This window comes from Ornithinimicrobium tianjinense (assembly GCF_014636495.1).
In the GTDB taxonomy this organism is placed as follows: Bacteria; Actinomycetota; Actinomycetes; order Actinomycetales; family Dermatophilaceae; genus Ornithinicoccus; species Ornithinicoccus tianjinensis.
In genome coordinates this window covers 1-15,454 of record NZ_BMEM01000002.1, presented here as the reverse complement: position 1 = coordinate 15,454, position 15,454 = coordinate 1, and the positions used below count along the sequence as shown (strand labels likewise).

Here is a 15,454-nt window from a genome sequence, read left to right as displayed (position 1 = left end):
GGAGACGGCCCCGCACCGTTCACTGGTGCGGGGCCGTCCCTGCGCGCGCCGGGCGCGCGCGGCATACCGAAAGGTCAGCGGCGCCCGCCGACCAGGTCGCCGTCATCCTCCAGCAGGGACGCGACGTCCCCGGCGTCGCCGGGCGTGGTCGCCCCGGGGACGGTGTCGCCGACGAGGGCGGACGCCGCCGCCTCGATCCGCTCGCCGATGCCCTGGTCGATGTTGCGCCAGTACGCGTAGACCCGCTCGCGGACCTGCGGCTCGACGGCGGGCATCATCCCGGCCACCGTCTGGACCAGGCGCTCGCGCACCTCGTCGGTGTAGACCTCGCGCACGAGGGTGCCCGGCTGGCCGAAGTCGTCGTCGTCCGCGCGGAGGTTGTAGGCCTGTCGCACGAGCTCGCCGTCCGCCTCCCAGCCGTTCTCGACCGGACCGGTGCGGTCCGACCACGGACGGCCGTAGCCGTTGGTCGCGTAGGTCGGCTGGCTGCCCGAGTGCAGGTAGGCCATCGGGCCGTCGAACTGGTAGGCGTTGACCTGCACCTTGGGCTGGTTCACCGGCAGGTGCGTGAAGTTGGCGCCGATACGGTGCCGCTGCGCGTCGGGGTAGGAGAAGACGCGCGCGAGGAGCATCTTGTCCGGCGACAGGCCGGTGCCCGGGACCTGGTTGGACGGGCTGTAGGCGACCTGCTCGATCTGGGCGAACCAGTTCTCCGGGTTGCGGTTCAGGGTCAGCGTGCCGACCTTGTGGAGCGGGTAGTCCGCGTGCGGCCAGACCTTGGTCAGGTCGAACGGGTTGTAACGGTAGGTCGAGGCCTCCTCGTACGGCATGACCTGCACCGAGAGCGTCCAGCTCGGGTGGTCGCCGCGCTCGATGGCCTCGAAGAGGTCCCGTCGGTGGAAGTCCGCGTCGGTGCCCGCCAGCTCGGTGGCCTGCTCGTTGGTGAGGTTCTCCACGCCCTGGTCGCTGTGCCAGTGGTACTTGACGAAGAAGCGCTCACCGGCGGCGTTGACCCACATGTAGGTGTGCGAGGAGTAACCGTTCATCGTGCGCCAGCTGCGGGGCAGGCCGCGGTCGCCCATGAGGTAGGTGACCTGGTGGGCCGTCTCGGGGTTGGCGGTCCAGAAGTCCCACTGCATGTTCGGGGAGCGCAGCCCGCTGTCGGGCGTGCGGCGCTGCGAGCGGATGAAGTTGGGGAACTTCATGGGGTCGCGCACGAAGAACACCGGGGTGTTGTTGCCGACGATGTCCAGGTTGCCCTCGTCGGTGTAGAGCCGGACCGCGAAGCCGCGGACGTCCCGCCAGGTGTCGGGGGAGCCCTGCTCGCCGGCGACGGTGGAGAAGCGGACGATCGACTCGGAGGAGGCGCCCCGCTGGAAGACGGCGGCCTTGGTCCAGGCGGAGACGTCCTCGGTCGTCTCGAACACGCCGAAGGCGCCCGAGCCCTTGGCGTGCGGCAGCCGCTCCGGCACCTTCTCGCGGTCGAAGTGCGCGAGGTTCTCCACCAGGGCGACGTCGTGCAGCAGCAGCGGGCCGTCGGGGCCGACGGACAGGCTGTTGCGGTCGGAGTCGTTGGGGGCTCCGTTGCTCAGCGTGGACCCCGTGGCGGCGACCCCTGCGGCCCCCTGGTGCTCGGCGTTGACGAATCCGGGCGAGATGTCGGACATGCGATCTCCTCTACTTCATCGGGTGGTCAGGACTGGCAGTCGGGACAGAGGCCCCAGTAGATGACCTCTGCCTCCTCGGCGGTGAACCCCTGCTCGGTCACCGCCGATGTCTCCAGGCACGGGGCGAGGCCGGTGCTGCACGGCACGTCCACGACGAGGTGACAGCTGCGGCATACCGCGTGGTGGTGGTTGTCGCCGAGCTCCAGCTCGAACCTGGCCGGCGAGCTCGCCGGCTGGATCCGGCGGAGCACGCCCCCCTCGGAGAGGGCGGTGAGGACGTCGTAGACGCCCTGGACCGACACCGGCGCGGAGTCCTCACGGGTGAGCCGGAGCAGCTCGGCCACGTCCACGTGCGGGTGGGTGCGCAGCGCCTCGAGCACCGTGAGGCGGGGGCGGGTGACCCGGAGCCCCGCATGCCGGAGCAGGTCGGTGGAGGTCGGCATGCCCTCATCCGATCACGTTTTCTTGAGTCAGTCAAGTTATGGCCCGCCCCGCCGCCGGTCGGCGGGAGACCTCTGCGTGTCTGCTACCATGGAGGACGACCAGTCGGGTGCAGTGGTGCCCGACGTGCAAGAGGGGCTCCGGCCTCCACCCGCGTCGACCAGCAGGTCGCCGGGTCCGAAGGTCCGCCACCTCGGCCGAGGCCGAGGTGAGTGTATGACGTGGCGAACCCACGGCATACCCGTCCGGCGTCGCCCGGTCGAGCGGGCCTGTCGGTCGAGGCCTCTTGCGCACCCGGTGCCAGGAGGCCTTTCTGGTGCCCGGGGTCCCACGCCAGACTTCGAAGGAGCAAGCAATCAGCGAGCCTCGCATCAATGACCGCATCCGGGTGCCGGAAGTGCGGTTGGTGGGCCCCAACGGGGAGCAGGTCGGCATCGTGCGCGTCGAGGACGCGCTGCGGCTGGCGGCCGAGGCCGACCTCGACCTCGTCGAGGTGGCCCCGATGGCGCGCCCGCCGGTCGCCAAGCTCATGGACTACGGCAAGTACAAGTACGAAGCCGCCATGAAGGCCCGTGAAGCCCGGAAGAACCAGATCAACACGGTCATCAAGGAGATCAAGCTCCGACCCAAGATCGACGCCCACGACTACGGCACCAAGAAGGGCCACGTCGAGCGCTTCCTCAAGGCGGGCGACAAGGTCAAGGTGACGATCATGTTCCGCGGCCGCGAGCAGTCCCGCCCCGAGCTGGGCTTCCGGCTGCTGCAGCGCCTCGCGGAGGACGTCGCGGAGCTGGGTTTCGTCGAGAGCGCCCCGCGCCAGGACGGCCGCAACATGGTCATGGTCATCGGGCCGGCGAAGAAGAAGACCGCGGTCCGCCAGGAGAAGCGCCGCGACGCCGAGCGCGCCGCCGCCGAGGCTCATGGCCAGACGCCCGCCGAGGCGACCGTGACCGAGACGGCCCCGACCGAGCAGGCCACGACCGAGCCGGTGGCGTCCGCCGGGCCGGCCGCCACCCAGGAGACCACCGAGCAGGAGTGAGCACCGGACCGGCTGCGGCCGGCACCCGCCACCCGAACCCGACGCCCGCCACCGCGGGCCGAGAGCGAATCACGAAGGAGATCGGCCCATGCCGAAGATGAAGACCCACAGCGGTGCCAAGAAGCGCTTCCGCGTCACCGGCACCGGCAAGGTGATGCACCAGCGCGCCCGCCACGTGCACAAGTTCCAGGAGCGTCGCGCCTCGCAGGCCCGCCGCCTGGTCAACGACACCGTCGTCGCCGCGAGCGACGTCCGCAAGGTGAAGAAGATGCTCGGCCTCTGAGGCTGAGCGGCTGAGCACCTCACCTACATCACCTTTCGTCAAGCAGAACTAGTCAAGGAGTACTCACGTGGCACGCGTGAAGCGGGCGGTCAACGCCCAGAAGAAGCGCCGGGTCGTCCTGGAGCGCGCCAGCGGTTACCGCGGTCAGCGCAGCCGGCTCTACCGCAAGGCCAAGGAGCAGGTCACCCACTCGCTGGTCTACAGCTACAACGACCGTCGCGCCCGCAAGGGTGACTTCCGTCGCCTCTGGATCCAGCGCATCAACGCCGGCGCCCGGGCCAACGGCATGACCTACAACCGCTTCATCCAGGGCCTCAAGGCCGCGGGTGTCGAGGTGGACCGCCGCATGCTGGCCGAGCTCGCCGTCAACGACGCCGCCGCCTTCGCGACGCTCGTCGAGCTGGCCAAGGCCAACGTCCCGGCCGAGGGCGACACCTCCGCCGCCTGAGCCACGGCTCACCACCGACGCCCCAGCGCATGACCGCCGTCGACCCGAACCTGCTGAGCAACGCTCGCAGCGACCGGGTCCGGCAGGTCGCCGCGCTGGGGCGTCGTGCTGTCCGCGACAAGCAGGGGCTCTTCCTCGTCGAGGGGCCCCAGGCGGTCCGGGAGCTGCTCCGGTATGCCGCGCCCGCCACCGACGCTCTGTACGTCACCGAGGCCGCAGCCGCACGGCATACCGACATCATGGGGCTGGCCGAGGAGGCCGGCGTGCGCGCACACGCGTGCACCGAGCAGGTGCTCGCCGCGATGGCGGACAGCGAGGCGCCCCAGGGCATGGTGGCCGTCGCGCGGCGCGTGGACGTGCCCCTCGAGGCGGCGCTCGATGCGGTGGGGGATGACGGGTTCGCCGTGGTCCTGACCAACGTGCGCGACCCCGGCAACGCCGGCACCGTGCTGCGCGGCGCTGACGCGTTCGGCGCCGCGGCGGTCCTGGTGAGCGCGGCGTCGGTCGACGTCTACAACCCCAAGGTGGTGCGCTCGACCGTCGGGTCGCTCTTCCACCTGCCGGTCAGCGTGGGGACGCCCGTGCCCGAGCTGCTCTCGGCCTGCCGTGCGCGGGGGATCCGGCTCCTCGCCGCCGACGGCTCCGGCCCGACCTCTCTTCCCGACGTCGACCTGCACGGTGCGCACGCCTGGGTCATGGGCAACGAGGCGTGGGGGTTGGAGCCGGAGACGCTCGCCCTCTGCGACGACGCCGTCGCGATCCCGATCCAGCGGGCCGAGTCGCTCAACCTGGCGATGGCTGCGACCGTGTGCCTGCACAGCTCTGCAGCGGCTCGGCACTGAGGCCGGGCGAGCCGCGCTCGAACTTCCTGCTCAGATCCTCCTGAGGGCAGGGTTGGGGCGGGCCTTGCGGTCCTCGCGCGCGTCGCCAGCAAGCGCGTGCAGGAGCTCCAGCACGGTGCTCTCCCGCACGGACTCCCGCACTGCGCCCAGGCGCCGGGTGGCCTGGTCGATCCAGACGCTGAGGGCCTCCGCGTGCGGCTGTGCCTCCTCCACGAGCTGGTCGACGCGTTCGACGACCCGCTCGTCGTCGGCGACGCCGCTCTCGCGCACCAGGGTGAGCCGCTGGTGGAGGGTGGCGAGCTGCCCGAGGTGGAAGAGCCACGTCTCGTTGGGCAGGATGCCGGCAAAGTGCCAGGGGTGGATGCCCGCCACGTCGTCGCCCATCTCGACGAGCAGCGCCCCGACGTCCGCCAGCACCTGCTCGGGCGGTGTGAGACCGGTGGACCGGACCGGCACGGCCATCTCCCGGCGCGGCGGCTCGACCGGGTGCACCTCCGGGACCGCCCGGTTGAAGCGCACCGCGAAGGCGTTGGTCTCCACGCCCTGGTGGAGCCCCACGAGCACGCCCGACTCCGAGGGCGTCAGGTGCAGCAGGGTCACCGTGGCCGGCTCGTCGGTGCGCAGCGGGAAACGGTAGTAGCTCCTGCTCATCGTCGACCTCCCCGGTGCTCGTGGGCTGCTTCTCCCAGACTAGGCCGGGCGCCCCGGGAGCGCGCCCGCCGATCGCCCGCGTGCGCGGGCCACTCACGAGAGTGGCTCGTCCACGCCATACCGGGCAGGAGCGTGCCTGGACCACTCACCGGAGTGGGTCCTGCACGCCATACCGGGGGAGACCGTGCCTGGACCACTCACCGGAGTGGATCGTGAACAGGGTCGAGACCACGACTCCGCGTTCCCTAGACTTGCGCAGGTGTCAGGACCCAACACCAACTACGACCCCGTCGAGGTCGCTGCGCTCGCGCCCGAGGCGCTGGAGGCCAACGTCGCCGACGCGCTCGACGCCATCGCGGCCGCGACCTCGCTCGAGGAGCTCAAGGCCGCCCGGCTCGCCCACGCGGGTGAGCGCTCGCCGCTGGCCCTCGCCAACCGCGAGATCGGAGCGCTGCCGCCGAGCGCCAAGGCGGACGCCGGCAAGCGCGTGGGTCAGGCCCGCGGCCAGGTCAACCAGGCCCTCGCGGCCCGCCAGGTCGAGCTCGAGGCCGAGCGCGACGAGCGCATCCTCGTCGAGGAGGCCCTCGACCTGACCGTCGCCCCGGCCCGACACCCCGTCGGTCGGCGGCACGTCCTCACGGTGACGGCGGAGCGGATGGCGGACGCCATGGTGGCCCTCGGCTGGGAGATCGCCGAGGGTCCCGGCGTCGAGGCCGAGTGGTTCAACTTCGACGCGCTCAACTTCGACAAGGACCACCCTGCGCGTCAGATGCAGGACACCTTCTTCGTCGACCCCGCCGACGCCGGCCTGGTCCTGCGGACCCACACCTCGCCGGTGCAGGCGCGCAGCCTGCTCGAGCGCGGTGTCCCGCTGTATGTCGCGGTCCCCGGCAAGACCTTCCGCACCGACGAGCTCGACGCGACCCACACGCCGGTCTTCCACCAGCTGGAGGGCATCGCGATCGACGAGGGCCTGACGATGGCGCACCTCAAGGGCACCCTCGACCGGCTCGCCGAGGCCATGTTCGGCCCCGGCATCACCAGCCGGCTGCGCCCCGCGTTCTTCCCGTTCACCGAGCCCAGCGCCGAGATGGACTTCCGCTGCTTCGTCTGCCGGGGCGAGGACCCGGGGTGCCGCACGTGCGGTGGCACCGGCTGGATCGAGTGGGGCGGCTGCGGCATGGTCAACCACAACGTGCTCCGCGCCGCCGGGGTCGACCCGGAGCGCTACCAGGGCTTCGCGTTCGGCATGGGCGTGGAGCGCACCGCGATGTTCCGCCACGGGATCGAGGACATGCGGGAGATGATCGAGGGAGACGTGCGCTTCAACGCGCAGTTCGGGATGGAGATCTGATGCGGGTTCCGGTCGACTGGCTGGGCGAGTATGTCGAGCTGCCGGCAGGGGTGACCGGCGAGCAGATCGCTGCTGCTCTCGTCGCCGTGGGGCTGGAGGAGGAGGGGCTGCACGGTGGCGACGTCGCCGGCCCCCTCGTCGTGGGGCGCGTCCTCGAGAAGCACCCCGAGCCGCAGAAGAACGGCAAGACGATCAACTGGTGCCAGGTGGACGTCGGCGACTCCAACGGGACCGGCGAGCCGCAGGGCATCGTGTGCGGGGCGCACAACTTCGAGGTCGGCGACCTCGTCGCGGTGATCCTGCCCGGCGGCGTGCTGCCCGGCAACTTCCAGATCTCAGCGCGCAAGACCTACGGGCACGTCTCCGCCGGGATGATCTGCTCGGTCCGTGAGCTCGGGATCGGCGAGGACCACGACGGGATCATCGTCCTGCCCCGCCTGCTCGGCGAGCACCACGTCGAGGAGCTCGGCCTGCAGCCCGGCGACGACCTCATCCCCGTCCTGGGGCTCGACCGCGAGGTCGTCGAGGTCAACGTCACGCCCGACCGCGGCTACTGCTTCAGCCTGCGCGGCGTCGCGCGGGAGTACTCCCACTCGACGGGCGCGGCATACACGGACCCGGCCCTGATCCCGGTCGACCCCGCGACCCAGGACGGGTATGCCGTGGAGCTGGCCGACGCCGGCATCCCTGAGCTGGACGGCGTGCCCGGCTGCGACCGGTATGTTGCGCGGATCGTCCGTGGCATCGACCTGACGCGCGAGACGCCGGAGTGGATGCAGCGTCGTCTGCTCGAGGCGGGGATGCGGCCGATCAGCCTGGCCGTCGACGTGACCAACTACGTCATGCTCGCGCTCGGCCAGCCGCTGCACGCCTTCGACCTCGCCACGCTCCAGGGACCGATCGTCGTCCGCCGGGCCGTCGCGGGGGAGCGGCTCCGCACCCTCGACGACGTCGACCGCGTGCTCGACCCCGAGGACCTGCTCATCACCGACTCCGGGACCCGGATCCTGGCCCTGGCCGGGGTCATGGGTGGGGAGGACGGCGAGGTGACGCCGGGGCAGACCACCGACGTCCTCATCGAGTCGGCCCACTTCGACCCGCGCTCGGTCGCCCGCTCCTCGCGGCGCCACCGGCTGTCCTCCGAGGCCGCCAAGCGCTTCGAGCGCGGTGTCGACCCGGACGTCACCGACGCGGCCGCCCAGCTGGCGGTCAACCTGCTCGTCGAGCACGGCGGCGGCACGGCCGACCCGGCGATCACCGACGCCGACCAGCGCGTCGCCACGCGGGGGCCGATCGAGCTCGACGTGACGATGCCGACCCGCTACGTCGGGGTCGACTACACCCCCGAGCGCGTCCGGGAGATCCTGACGATGATCGGCTGCGAGGTCCGGGAGCTGGGCCAGGGCACGATCTCGGTCACCCCGCCCGGCTGGCGTCCTGACCTCACCGATGCCCCCACCCTGGTCGAGGAGGTGGCGCGGGTCGACGGCTACGACAAGATCCCCTCCGTCGTGCCGCGCGCCATCGGCGGCCGTGGTCTGACCCACGGCCAGCGGGCCCGCCGCCGGGTCGCCGGAGCCCTCGCCGGCCAAGGGCTGCACGAGGTGCTCACCTACCCGTTCGTGGGGGAGTCGCGCTTCGACGAGCTGGGGCTGGCCGCCGACGACGTGCGCCGCACGGCGCTCCGACTCGCGAACCCGCTCTCCGACGAGGCGCCGCTGATGCGCACGGAGCTGCTGCAGACGCTCCCGGAGGCGCTGCGCCGCAACATCTCCCGCGGATCCCGTGACGTCGCGCTCTTCGAGATCGACACGGTCACCCTGCCGGACCATGCCGCCCAGGCCCCGGTCCCGGGTGTCGGCGCGCGCCCGGATGACGCTGTGCTGCAGCAGATCCGCGACGCCGTCCCGGGGCAGCCGTGGCACGTCGCCGTGGTGGCGGCGGGTCAGGCCGACCGCTCCGGCTGGTGGGGCAAGGGTCGTCCGGTCGACGTCACGGACGTGGTGGCCTGGGCGCACTCGGTCGCGGACACCCTGGGTGTCCCGCTGCGGCGGGTCCAGGCGGAGCGCGCGCCCTTCCACCCCGGTCGCTGCGTCGAGCTGACCCTCGAGGACGGCACCACGGTCGGCTTCGTCGGCGAGCTGCACCCCAAGGTCGTCCAGCGGCTCGGCCTGCCCGACCGCACCTCGGCCGCCGAGCTCGACCTCGACGTCCTCGTCGCCGCGAGCGAGCGTCCCACCCAGGTGCGGCCGCTGTCCACGCACCCGATGGCCTCCTCCGACGTGGCGCTGGTCGTCCCGCGGAGCACCCGCTACGGCGACGTCGAGGCGTCCCTGCGCGCCGGCGCCGGGGAGCTGCTGGAGAGCGTGGAGCTCTTCGACGTCTACGTCGGCGACCAGCTCGCGGCCGACCAGCAGTCGCTGGCCTTCCGGATGCACTTCCGCGCTCCTGACCGGACCCTCACGACCGAGGAGGTCAACGCCGCCCGCGACGCGGCCGTCGCCCGGGCGGCCAAGGACCACGGAGCGGTCCAGCGGTGAGCGGCACGGCGTCGACGGCCCCGGTCGCCCTGGTGACCGGGGCCTCCCGCGGCATCGGCGACCATCTGGTCCGGGCGCTCCTGGACGCCGGGTGGCGCGTCGTCGGGCTGTCCCGTTCGGGCCGGGTCGCGGAGGGCGCCGAGGGTATGCCGTGCGACGTCACCGACGCTGGCGCGGTCGAGCGGGCCGTCGCCGAGGTGGTCGACCGCCACGGGCGGATCGACCTGCTCGTCAACAACGCCGGCCTTATCGAGACCGAGCAGCCGCTCTGGGAGGCCGACGTCGACGAGTGGTGGCAGGTGATGGTCACCAACGTGCGCGGTCCGTTCCTGCTGACGCGGGCGGTGGTGCCGCACATGATCGCCGCCGGGGGCGGACGGATCATCAACCTCAACTCGGGCTCCGGCACGCGCGAGAGCGACGTTCTCACGGCATACCACGCCTCGAAGTCGGCGCTGGCGAGACTGACCGGGGGAGTCGCCCTGGCCGGCGCGGAGCACGGCGTGCTCGCCTTCGACATGGCACCTGGCGTGGTCGAGTCCGACATGACGCGCTCCATGGAGCTGCACCGCGGACGCACGGAGTGGACCGACCCGGAGGACGTCACGGCACTCGCCCTGGCCATCGCCGACGGCGAGCTCGACGGCTTCAACGGCCGCTTCGTGCGTGCCGGCACCGACGACCTGGACGAGCTGCGCGAGCGCTCGCGGTCCGGTCTCGGTGAGGGTGTGAGGATGCTGAGGCTCCGCCCCTGGGGCGACGGCGACCCCGTCGCGGGCTGATCCGGTGTACGGCGTCCGCCTCGCCTGGGAGGACCTTCCCCACGACCTGCGCTCGTGGGTCGGGGGCGTCCTGGGCGGTCCGGTCGTGGCCGCCGTCTCCCAGCCGGGCGGCTTCTCGCCCGGCACCGCAGACCGCGTGGTGACCGCGTCGGGACGTCGTGCCTTCGTCAAGGCCGTCAGCCCGGCACAGAACTCCGGCAGCCCAGACCTTCACCGCCGCGAGGCCGAGGTGCTGCGCACCCTCACCGACCTCGTGGAGGTGCCGCAGCTGGTCGACGCCTACGACGACGGGGAATGGGTAGCGCTGGTCATCGAGGACGTGGAGGGGCGTCACCCGCTGGTCCCCTGGACGGACGCGGAGCTGCGCTCGAGCCTCGCCGCCCTCACCCACCTGGCCGGCAGGACTGCGCCGGCCGCCTGGCCAGCCCTCCACGAGGAGCTGGTCGGCGAGTTCGGGGCCTGGGCGCGGATCCGGGACGCCGGTCCCGCCGAGGAGGCCACCCCGCTCGACCCGTGGGTCGTCGACCGGCTCGACGGGCTCGTGGCCCTGGCCGCCCGGACCCTGCCGCGGCTCGCGGGCGGGTCCATCGCCCACACCGACGTGCGCGCCGACAACCTTCTCGTCACCCCGGACGGGAGCGTCCGGCTGGTGGACTGGCCCTGGGCCTCCCGTGGCGCCCCGTGGGCCGACGCGGTGATGCTGCTGGTCAACGTGCGTTGGGGTGGTGACCTCGACGTCCGACCACACCTGGGTGCCGTGCTCGACCTCGGCGCGAGTCACGAGGACGTGCTCGGTCTGGTCGCGGGGCTGGGTGGCTTCTTCACGGAGGCCGGCACCCGACCGCCCGCAGCAGGACTGCCTACGCTGCGTGCGTTCCAGCGCGAGCAGGGGCACGCCTGCGTGCGGCTGCTGCAGGAGCTCTGGGACGGCTGAGCGCTGTCGCGTCGCCGGTCAGGGGACCGCGACCCCTGCGGACGCCGCGCGGTGCGGATAAACATGCAGAGGTCTGTATAGTCACACTGGTGACCAGCATCCCGATGACGCGTGGGGCCCGCCATCAGCGGATCGCCGACCTGCTCGAACGGCACGCCGTGGTGTCGCAGGGCGAGCTGCTGGACCTCCTGGGGGCGGACGGCATCTCGGTGACCCAGGCCACCCTGTCGCGCGACCTCGTCGACCTCGGCGCCGTCAAGGTGCGCCGCGGACGCCAGCTGGTGTATGCCGTGCCCGGCCAGGGCGGTGACTCCACCCCTCGGCCGGCCCAGGACAACCACGAGGTCTCGGCGCGGCTGCACCGGCTCTGCCAGGAGCTGCTCGTCAGCGCCCGTGCCGTCGGCAACCAGGTCGTGCTGCGGACCCCGCCGGGGGCGGCGCAGTACCTCGCGTCGGCGATCGACCGCAGCGACAACCCGGACATCCTGGGCACCATCGCCGGCGACGACACGATCCTCGTGATCACCACGGACGCCGCCGGCGGCCCGGCCACCGCGCACCGGCTCCTGGCCCTCGCCGACGACTCCGACGCCGAGCGTGACCTCGGCTGAGTGCCGGCCGCCGGACCGACCGTTCCCGGATGGGAGGATGAACGCATGACTGTGAGCCTCTGGGGAGGCCGCTTCACCGGCGGCCCGAGCGACGCCCTGGCGGCGCTCAGCAAGAGCACCCACTTCGACTGGCGCCTTGCGCCCTACGACCTCGCGGGGTCCCGGGCCCACGCGCGCGTCCTGCACAAGGCCGGGCTGCTCTCCGACGAGCATCTCGAGATCATGCTCGGGGGCCTGCGACGACTGGGCTCCGACGTGGCGTCCGGGGCGTTCGTCGCGGCCCAGGACGACGAGGACGTGCACACCGCCCTCGAGCGTGGGCTGATCGAGCGCGTCGGTGCGGACGTGGGCGGGCGCCTGCGGGCCGGCCGCTCGCGCAACGACCAGGTCGCCACCCAGTTCCGGATGTACCTCCGCGACCAGGCCCGGCTCCTGGGCGGCAAGGTCCTCGACGTGGTGCAGGCGCTCGTCGACCAGGCGGCTCGCCATCCCGAGGTCGCCATGCCGGGTCGCACGCACCTGCAGCACGCCCAGCCGGTCCTGCTGGCCCACCACCTGCAGGCCCACGCGTGGGCGCTCGTGCGTGACGTCGAGCGGCTCGCCGACTGGGACGTCCGCGCGGCGGTCTCGCCGTACGGCTCCGGCGCCCTGGCGGGCTCCTCCCTCGGGCTGGACCCCGAGGCCATCGCCCATGACCTGGGTATGCCGCGTCCGGTGGACAACTCCATCGACGGCACCGCCTCCCGCGACTTCGCGGCGGAGTTCAGCTTCGTCACCGCCATGATCGGGGTGAATCTCTCCCGCATCGCCGAGGAGGTCATCCTCTGGTCCACGGCGGAGTTCGGGTTCGTCCGCCTGGACGACGCCTTCTCCACCGGGTCGAGCATCATGCCCCAGAAGAAGAACCCCGACGTGGCCGAGCTCGCGCGCGGCAAGTCCGGCCGCCTGATCGGCGACCTGGCCGGGCTGCTGGCCAGCCTCAAGGGCCTCCCGCTCGCCTACAACCGCGACCTGCAGGAGGACAAGGAGCCGGTCTTCGACGCCGTCGACACCCTCGAGGTGCTCCTGCCCGCAGTGTCGGGCATGGTCGCCACCCTGACCTTCGTGCCCGAGCGGCTGGAGGAGCTGGCGCCCCAGGGCTTCTCGCTCGCGACCGACGTGGCCGAGTGGCTCGTCCGGGAGGGCGTGCCCTTCCGTGTCGCGCACGAGGTGGCCGGGGAGTGCGTGCGCGTCTGCGAGGGGCGGGGCATCGGGCTGGACGAGCTCTCCGACGAGGACCTCGCGGGGATCAGCGAGCACCTGACCCCGCAGGTCCGCTCGGTGCTGACGGTGCGCGGGTCGCTGGCGTCCAGGTCCGCGATCGGCGGCACGGCACCGGTACGGGTGCACGAGCAGCGTGCCCATCTCATGAAGCAGGTGGCGCGGCTGCGCCACTGGGTCTCGGAGATGCCGCAGGTCCGTGACTGACCCGGCGGTGCCGGACCGGGGGTTCTTCGCCAGGCCGGTGCTGCAGGTCGCGCCCGACCTCCTCGGCGCCGTCGTCAGTGCAGGCGGGGTCAGTGTCCGTCTCACCGAGGTCGAGGCGTATGCCGGCACGCGCGACCCGGGATCGCACGCCTTCCGCGGTCCGACTCCCCGCACGCGCGTCATGTTCGGCCGGGCCGCGCACCTCTACGTCTACTTCTCCTACGGCATGCACTGGTGCGTGAACGTGGTCTGCGGGCCCGAGGGCGAGGCGAGCGCAGTGCTGCTCCGTGCCGGGGAGGTCGTCGAGGGGGAGGAGATCGCGCGCTCCCGCCGGGACGCCGGCCGTGCCCGACCGCACCCGCACCGGGACCTCGCGCGCGGACCGGCCCGACTCGCCTCCGCCCTGGGGCTGAGCAGGGAGCACGACGGACTCGACCTGCTCGACCCACGCAGCTCCGTGGAGGTCAGGCTGGGCAGCGGCCGCCGTCCAGGCGTGAGCACGGGGCCGCGGGTGGGGGTCTCGGGAGACGGCGGGGACGCCTCGCTCTACCCGTGGCGCTTCTGGCTGACCGACGACCCCACGGTCTCCGTCTACCGGCCGGCCACGCCGCGACCCGTACGCTAGACCCGGCGAGAACGCCATACCCGGACAAGAAGAAGGACAGCTGGACGTGACCACGGCACCGACCATCCTCGACGAGCTCGAGTGGCGCGGTCTGCTCGCGCAGACCACCGACGAGGACGCCCTGCGCGAGCACTTCGCCGCGGGGCCGGTGACGGTCTACTGCGGGTTCGACCCCACCGCCCCGAGCCTGCACTTCGGCAACCTCGTCCAGCTCGTGCTGCTGCGTCGCCTGCAGCGCGCGGGCCACCGGGTCATCTGCCTCGTGGGGGGATCGACCGGGCTCATCGGCGACCCCAAGCCGACGGCCGAGCGCGTCCTGAAGACCAAGGAGCAGACGGCCGGCAACGTCGACAGGATCAAGCAGCTGGTGCAGCCCTTCCTGGACTTCGAGGGCGACAACGCCGCGACGCTGGTCGACAACCTCGACTGGACCGCCCCGCTGTCGGCGCTCGACTTCCTCCGCGACGTGGGTCAGCACTTCCGGGTCAACCAGATGATCCGCAAGGAGGCGGTCGCGGCGCGGCTGAACAGCGAGATCGGCATCTCCTACACCGAGTTCAGCTACCAGATCCTGCAGGCCATGGACTTCCTGCACCTGTTCCGCACCTTCGGCTGCACGGTGCAGACCGGTGGCCAGGACCAGTGGGGCAACCTCACGGCCGGCGTGGACCTGATCCACCGCGTCCTGGGGGAGCGTGCGCACGTGATCACGACCCCGCTGCTCACCGACGAGAACGGCAACAAGTTCGGCAAGTCGGAGGGCAACGCCGTCTGGCTCTCGGCCGACATGACCAGCCCCTACGCCTTCTACCAGTACTGGATCAACATCGCGGACTCCGAGGTCGGCAAGCTGCTGCGCGTGTTCACCGACCGCACGGCGGAGGAGATCGCCGAGCTCGAGAAGGCCACCGTCGACACCCCGCACCTGCGGTCGGCGCAGCGCGCTCTGGCCACGGACGTGACGACGCTCGTCCACGGGGCCGAGGCCACCGCCCAGGTCGAGCACGCCAGCCAGGTCCTCTTCGGCAAGGGAGATCCCACGGCTCTTGACGCGGGGACCCTCCGCGATGCGACCGCCGAGCTGGCAGGGGGAGAGGTGCCGGTCGGCAGCACGGTCGTCGACGCCTTGGTGGCCGTCGGTCTGGCGGAGAGCAAGGGCGCGGCACGGCGGCTCATCGGTGAGGGCGGGGTGAGCGTCAACAACGTCAAGGTCAACGGCGTGGACGACGTCCTGGACGAGCAGGCCTTCCTGCACGACCAGGTCGCCCTCGTCCGACGGGGCCGCAAGCACATCGCCGCGGCCCGGAAGGCCTCTTGACCTGCGGATTTGTGCCCGGCGACGTGCGTGTCCTAGAGTTACTCCTCGCCGCTCCGACAGGGAGGCACGGACACCGAGAGGTGGCCGGTCCCGGGCGCGGACCATCCTGTGACTGTCCGGCTCGCACGAGCCGGGCGCGGATTTGACTCCGAAAAGCCAGCGCGGATAGCCTAGGAAAAGGTTAAAGCAACGGCTGAAAGCACTGCCACGAAAGGCGGGGCGCGGATTTGACTCCGAAAAGCTGGCGCGGATAACCTAGAAAAAGGTTGCCGAACAGTACCGACAGTTTCGCTCGAAAGGGCGAGACACGGATTTGACTCCGAAAAGTCGGACAGGATAACCTGAACGAGGTAGCCCCGCAGAGCGAAAGAGCGACAAGCTCCTGGCTCTGAGGTGTGCGTCCGATCCTTGAGAACTCAACAGCGTGTCAGTTTATTGATGCCAAGTTTTTG

15 protein-coding genes are annotated in these 15,454 nt (G+C 71.7%); 12 read left to right on the top strand and 3 right to left on the bottom strand.

The window, feature by feature from the left end; genetic code table 11:
* Positions 1–74: 74 nt before the first annotated feature.
* Both IEV65_RS07895 and IEV65_RS07890 read right to left on the bottom strand, forming a co-directional pair.
* Positions 75–1,667 (bottom strand): catalase, encoded by a 1,593-nt coding sequence (locus IEV65_RS07895; RefSeq protein WP_188429641.1) that lies wholly within the window; start codon positions 1,665–1,667, stop codon positions 75–77.
* Between the two features lie 26 nt (positions 1,668–1,693).
* On the bottom strand, positions 1,694–2,110 hold the full coding sequence (locus IEV65_RS07890; protein WP_188429639.1) for a Fur family transcriptional regulator: 417 nt from the start codon (positions 2,108–2,110) through the stop codon (positions 1,694–1,696).
* 404 nt (positions 2,111–2,514) lie between these two features.
* Here IEV65_RS07890 and infC point away from each other — a divergent pair, with 404 nt between their 5' ends.
* The 4 genes from infC to IEV65_RS07870 all read left to right on the top strand — a co-directional run bounded on the left by infC (position 2,515) and on the right by IEV65_RS07870 (position 4,720).
* Positions 2,515–3,147, top strand: a complete 633-nt coding sequence (gene infC / locus IEV65_RS07885; RefSeq protein ID WP_371870163.1) for a translation initiation factor IF-3 — start codon at positions 2,515–2,517, stop codon at positions 3,145–3,147.
* An 88-nt stretch (positions 3,148–3,235) separates the two neighbouring features.
* Entirely contained in the window at positions 3,236–3,430 is a 195-nt protein-coding gene (rpmI, locus tag IEV65_RS07880; protein ID WP_188429637.1) for a 50S ribosomal protein L35, read from the top strand.
* Between the two features lie 67 nt (positions 3,431–3,497).
* Entirely contained in the window at positions 3,498–3,878 is a 381-nt protein-coding gene (gene rplT, locus IEV65_RS07875; RefSeq protein ID WP_188429635.1) for a 50S ribosomal protein L20, read from the top strand.
* A gap of 29 nt (positions 3,879–3,907) precedes the next feature.
* Positions 3,908–4,720: a TrmH family RNA methyltransferase gene (locus IEV65_RS07870; protein ID WP_188429633.1), complete on the top strand. Its 813-nt coding sequence runs from the start codon at positions 3,908–3,910 to the stop codon at positions 4,718–4,720.
* Between the two features lie 30 nt (positions 4,721–4,750).
* On the opposite strand, the gene IEV65_RS07865 is transcribed toward IEV65_RS07870, so the two are convergent.
* Positions 4,751–5,371, bottom strand: a complete 621-nt coding sequence (locus IEV65_RS07865; RefSeq protein ID WP_188429631.1) for a hypothetical protein — start codon at positions 5,369–5,371, stop codon at positions 4,751–4,753.
* A 259-nt stretch (positions 5,372–5,630) separates the two neighbouring features.
* Here IEV65_RS07865 and pheS point away from each other — a divergent pair, with 259 nt between their 5' ends.
* The 8 genes from pheS (at position 5,631) to tyrS (ending at position 15,002) form a co-directional block, all read left to right on the top strand.
* On the top strand, positions 5,631–6,725 hold the full coding sequence (pheS, locus tag IEV65_RS07860; RefSeq protein ID WP_188429629.1) for a phenylalanine--tRNA ligase subunit alpha: 1,095 nt from the start codon (positions 5,631–5,633) through the stop codon (positions 6,723–6,725).
* The gene (gene pheT, locus IEV65_RS07855) at positions 6,725–9,265 is read left to right on the top strand and encodes a phenylalanine--tRNA ligase subunit beta (protein ID WP_188429627.1); all 2,541 of its coding nucleotides are present in this window, start codon (positions 6,725–6,727) and stop codon (positions 9,263–9,265) included. The genes pheS and pheT overlap by 1 nt, the downstream gene beginning before the upstream one ends.
* Positions 9,262–10,047, top strand: a complete 786-nt coding sequence (locus IEV65_RS07850) for an SDR family NAD(P)-dependent oxidoreductase (RefSeq protein ID WP_188429625.1) — start codon at positions 9,262–9,264, stop codon at positions 10,045–10,047. Before pheT ends, IEV65_RS07850 begins: the two co-directional genes overlap by 4 nt.
* Before the next feature lie 4 nt (positions 10,048–10,051).
* Positions 10,052–10,981, top strand: coding sequence for an aminoglycoside phosphotransferase family protein (locus IEV65_RS07845; RefSeq protein WP_188429623.1), 930 nt, complete (start codon positions 10,052–10,054; stop codon positions 10,979–10,981).
* Between the two features lie 104 nt (positions 10,982–11,085).
* Positions 11,086–11,592 carry an arginine repressor gene (gene argR, locus IEV65_RS07840; protein WP_188430269.1) on the top strand — a complete coding sequence of 169 codons (507 nt, stop codon included), beginning with the start codon at positions 11,086–11,088 and terminating at the stop codon, positions 11,590–11,592.
* A gap of 45 nt (positions 11,593–11,637) precedes the next feature.
* Positions 11,638–13,059, top strand: coding sequence for an argininosuccinate lyase (gene argH, locus IEV65_RS07835; protein ID WP_188429621.1), 1,422 nt, complete (start codon positions 11,638–11,640; stop codon positions 13,057–13,059).
* Positions 13,052–13,684, top strand: a complete 633-nt coding sequence (locus IEV65_RS07830; protein ID WP_188429619.1) for a DNA-3-methyladenine glycosylase — start codon at positions 13,052–13,054, stop codon at positions 13,682–13,684. The genes argH and IEV65_RS07830 overlap by 8 nt, the downstream gene beginning before the upstream one ends.
* A 46-nt stretch (positions 13,685–13,730) precedes the next feature.
* On the top strand, positions 13,731–15,002 hold the full coding sequence (gene tyrS, locus IEV65_RS07825; RefSeq protein WP_188429617.1) for a tyrosine--tRNA ligase: 1,272 nt from the start codon (positions 13,731–13,733) through the stop codon (positions 15,000–15,002).
* Positions 15,003–15,454 lie beyond the last annotated feature (452 nt).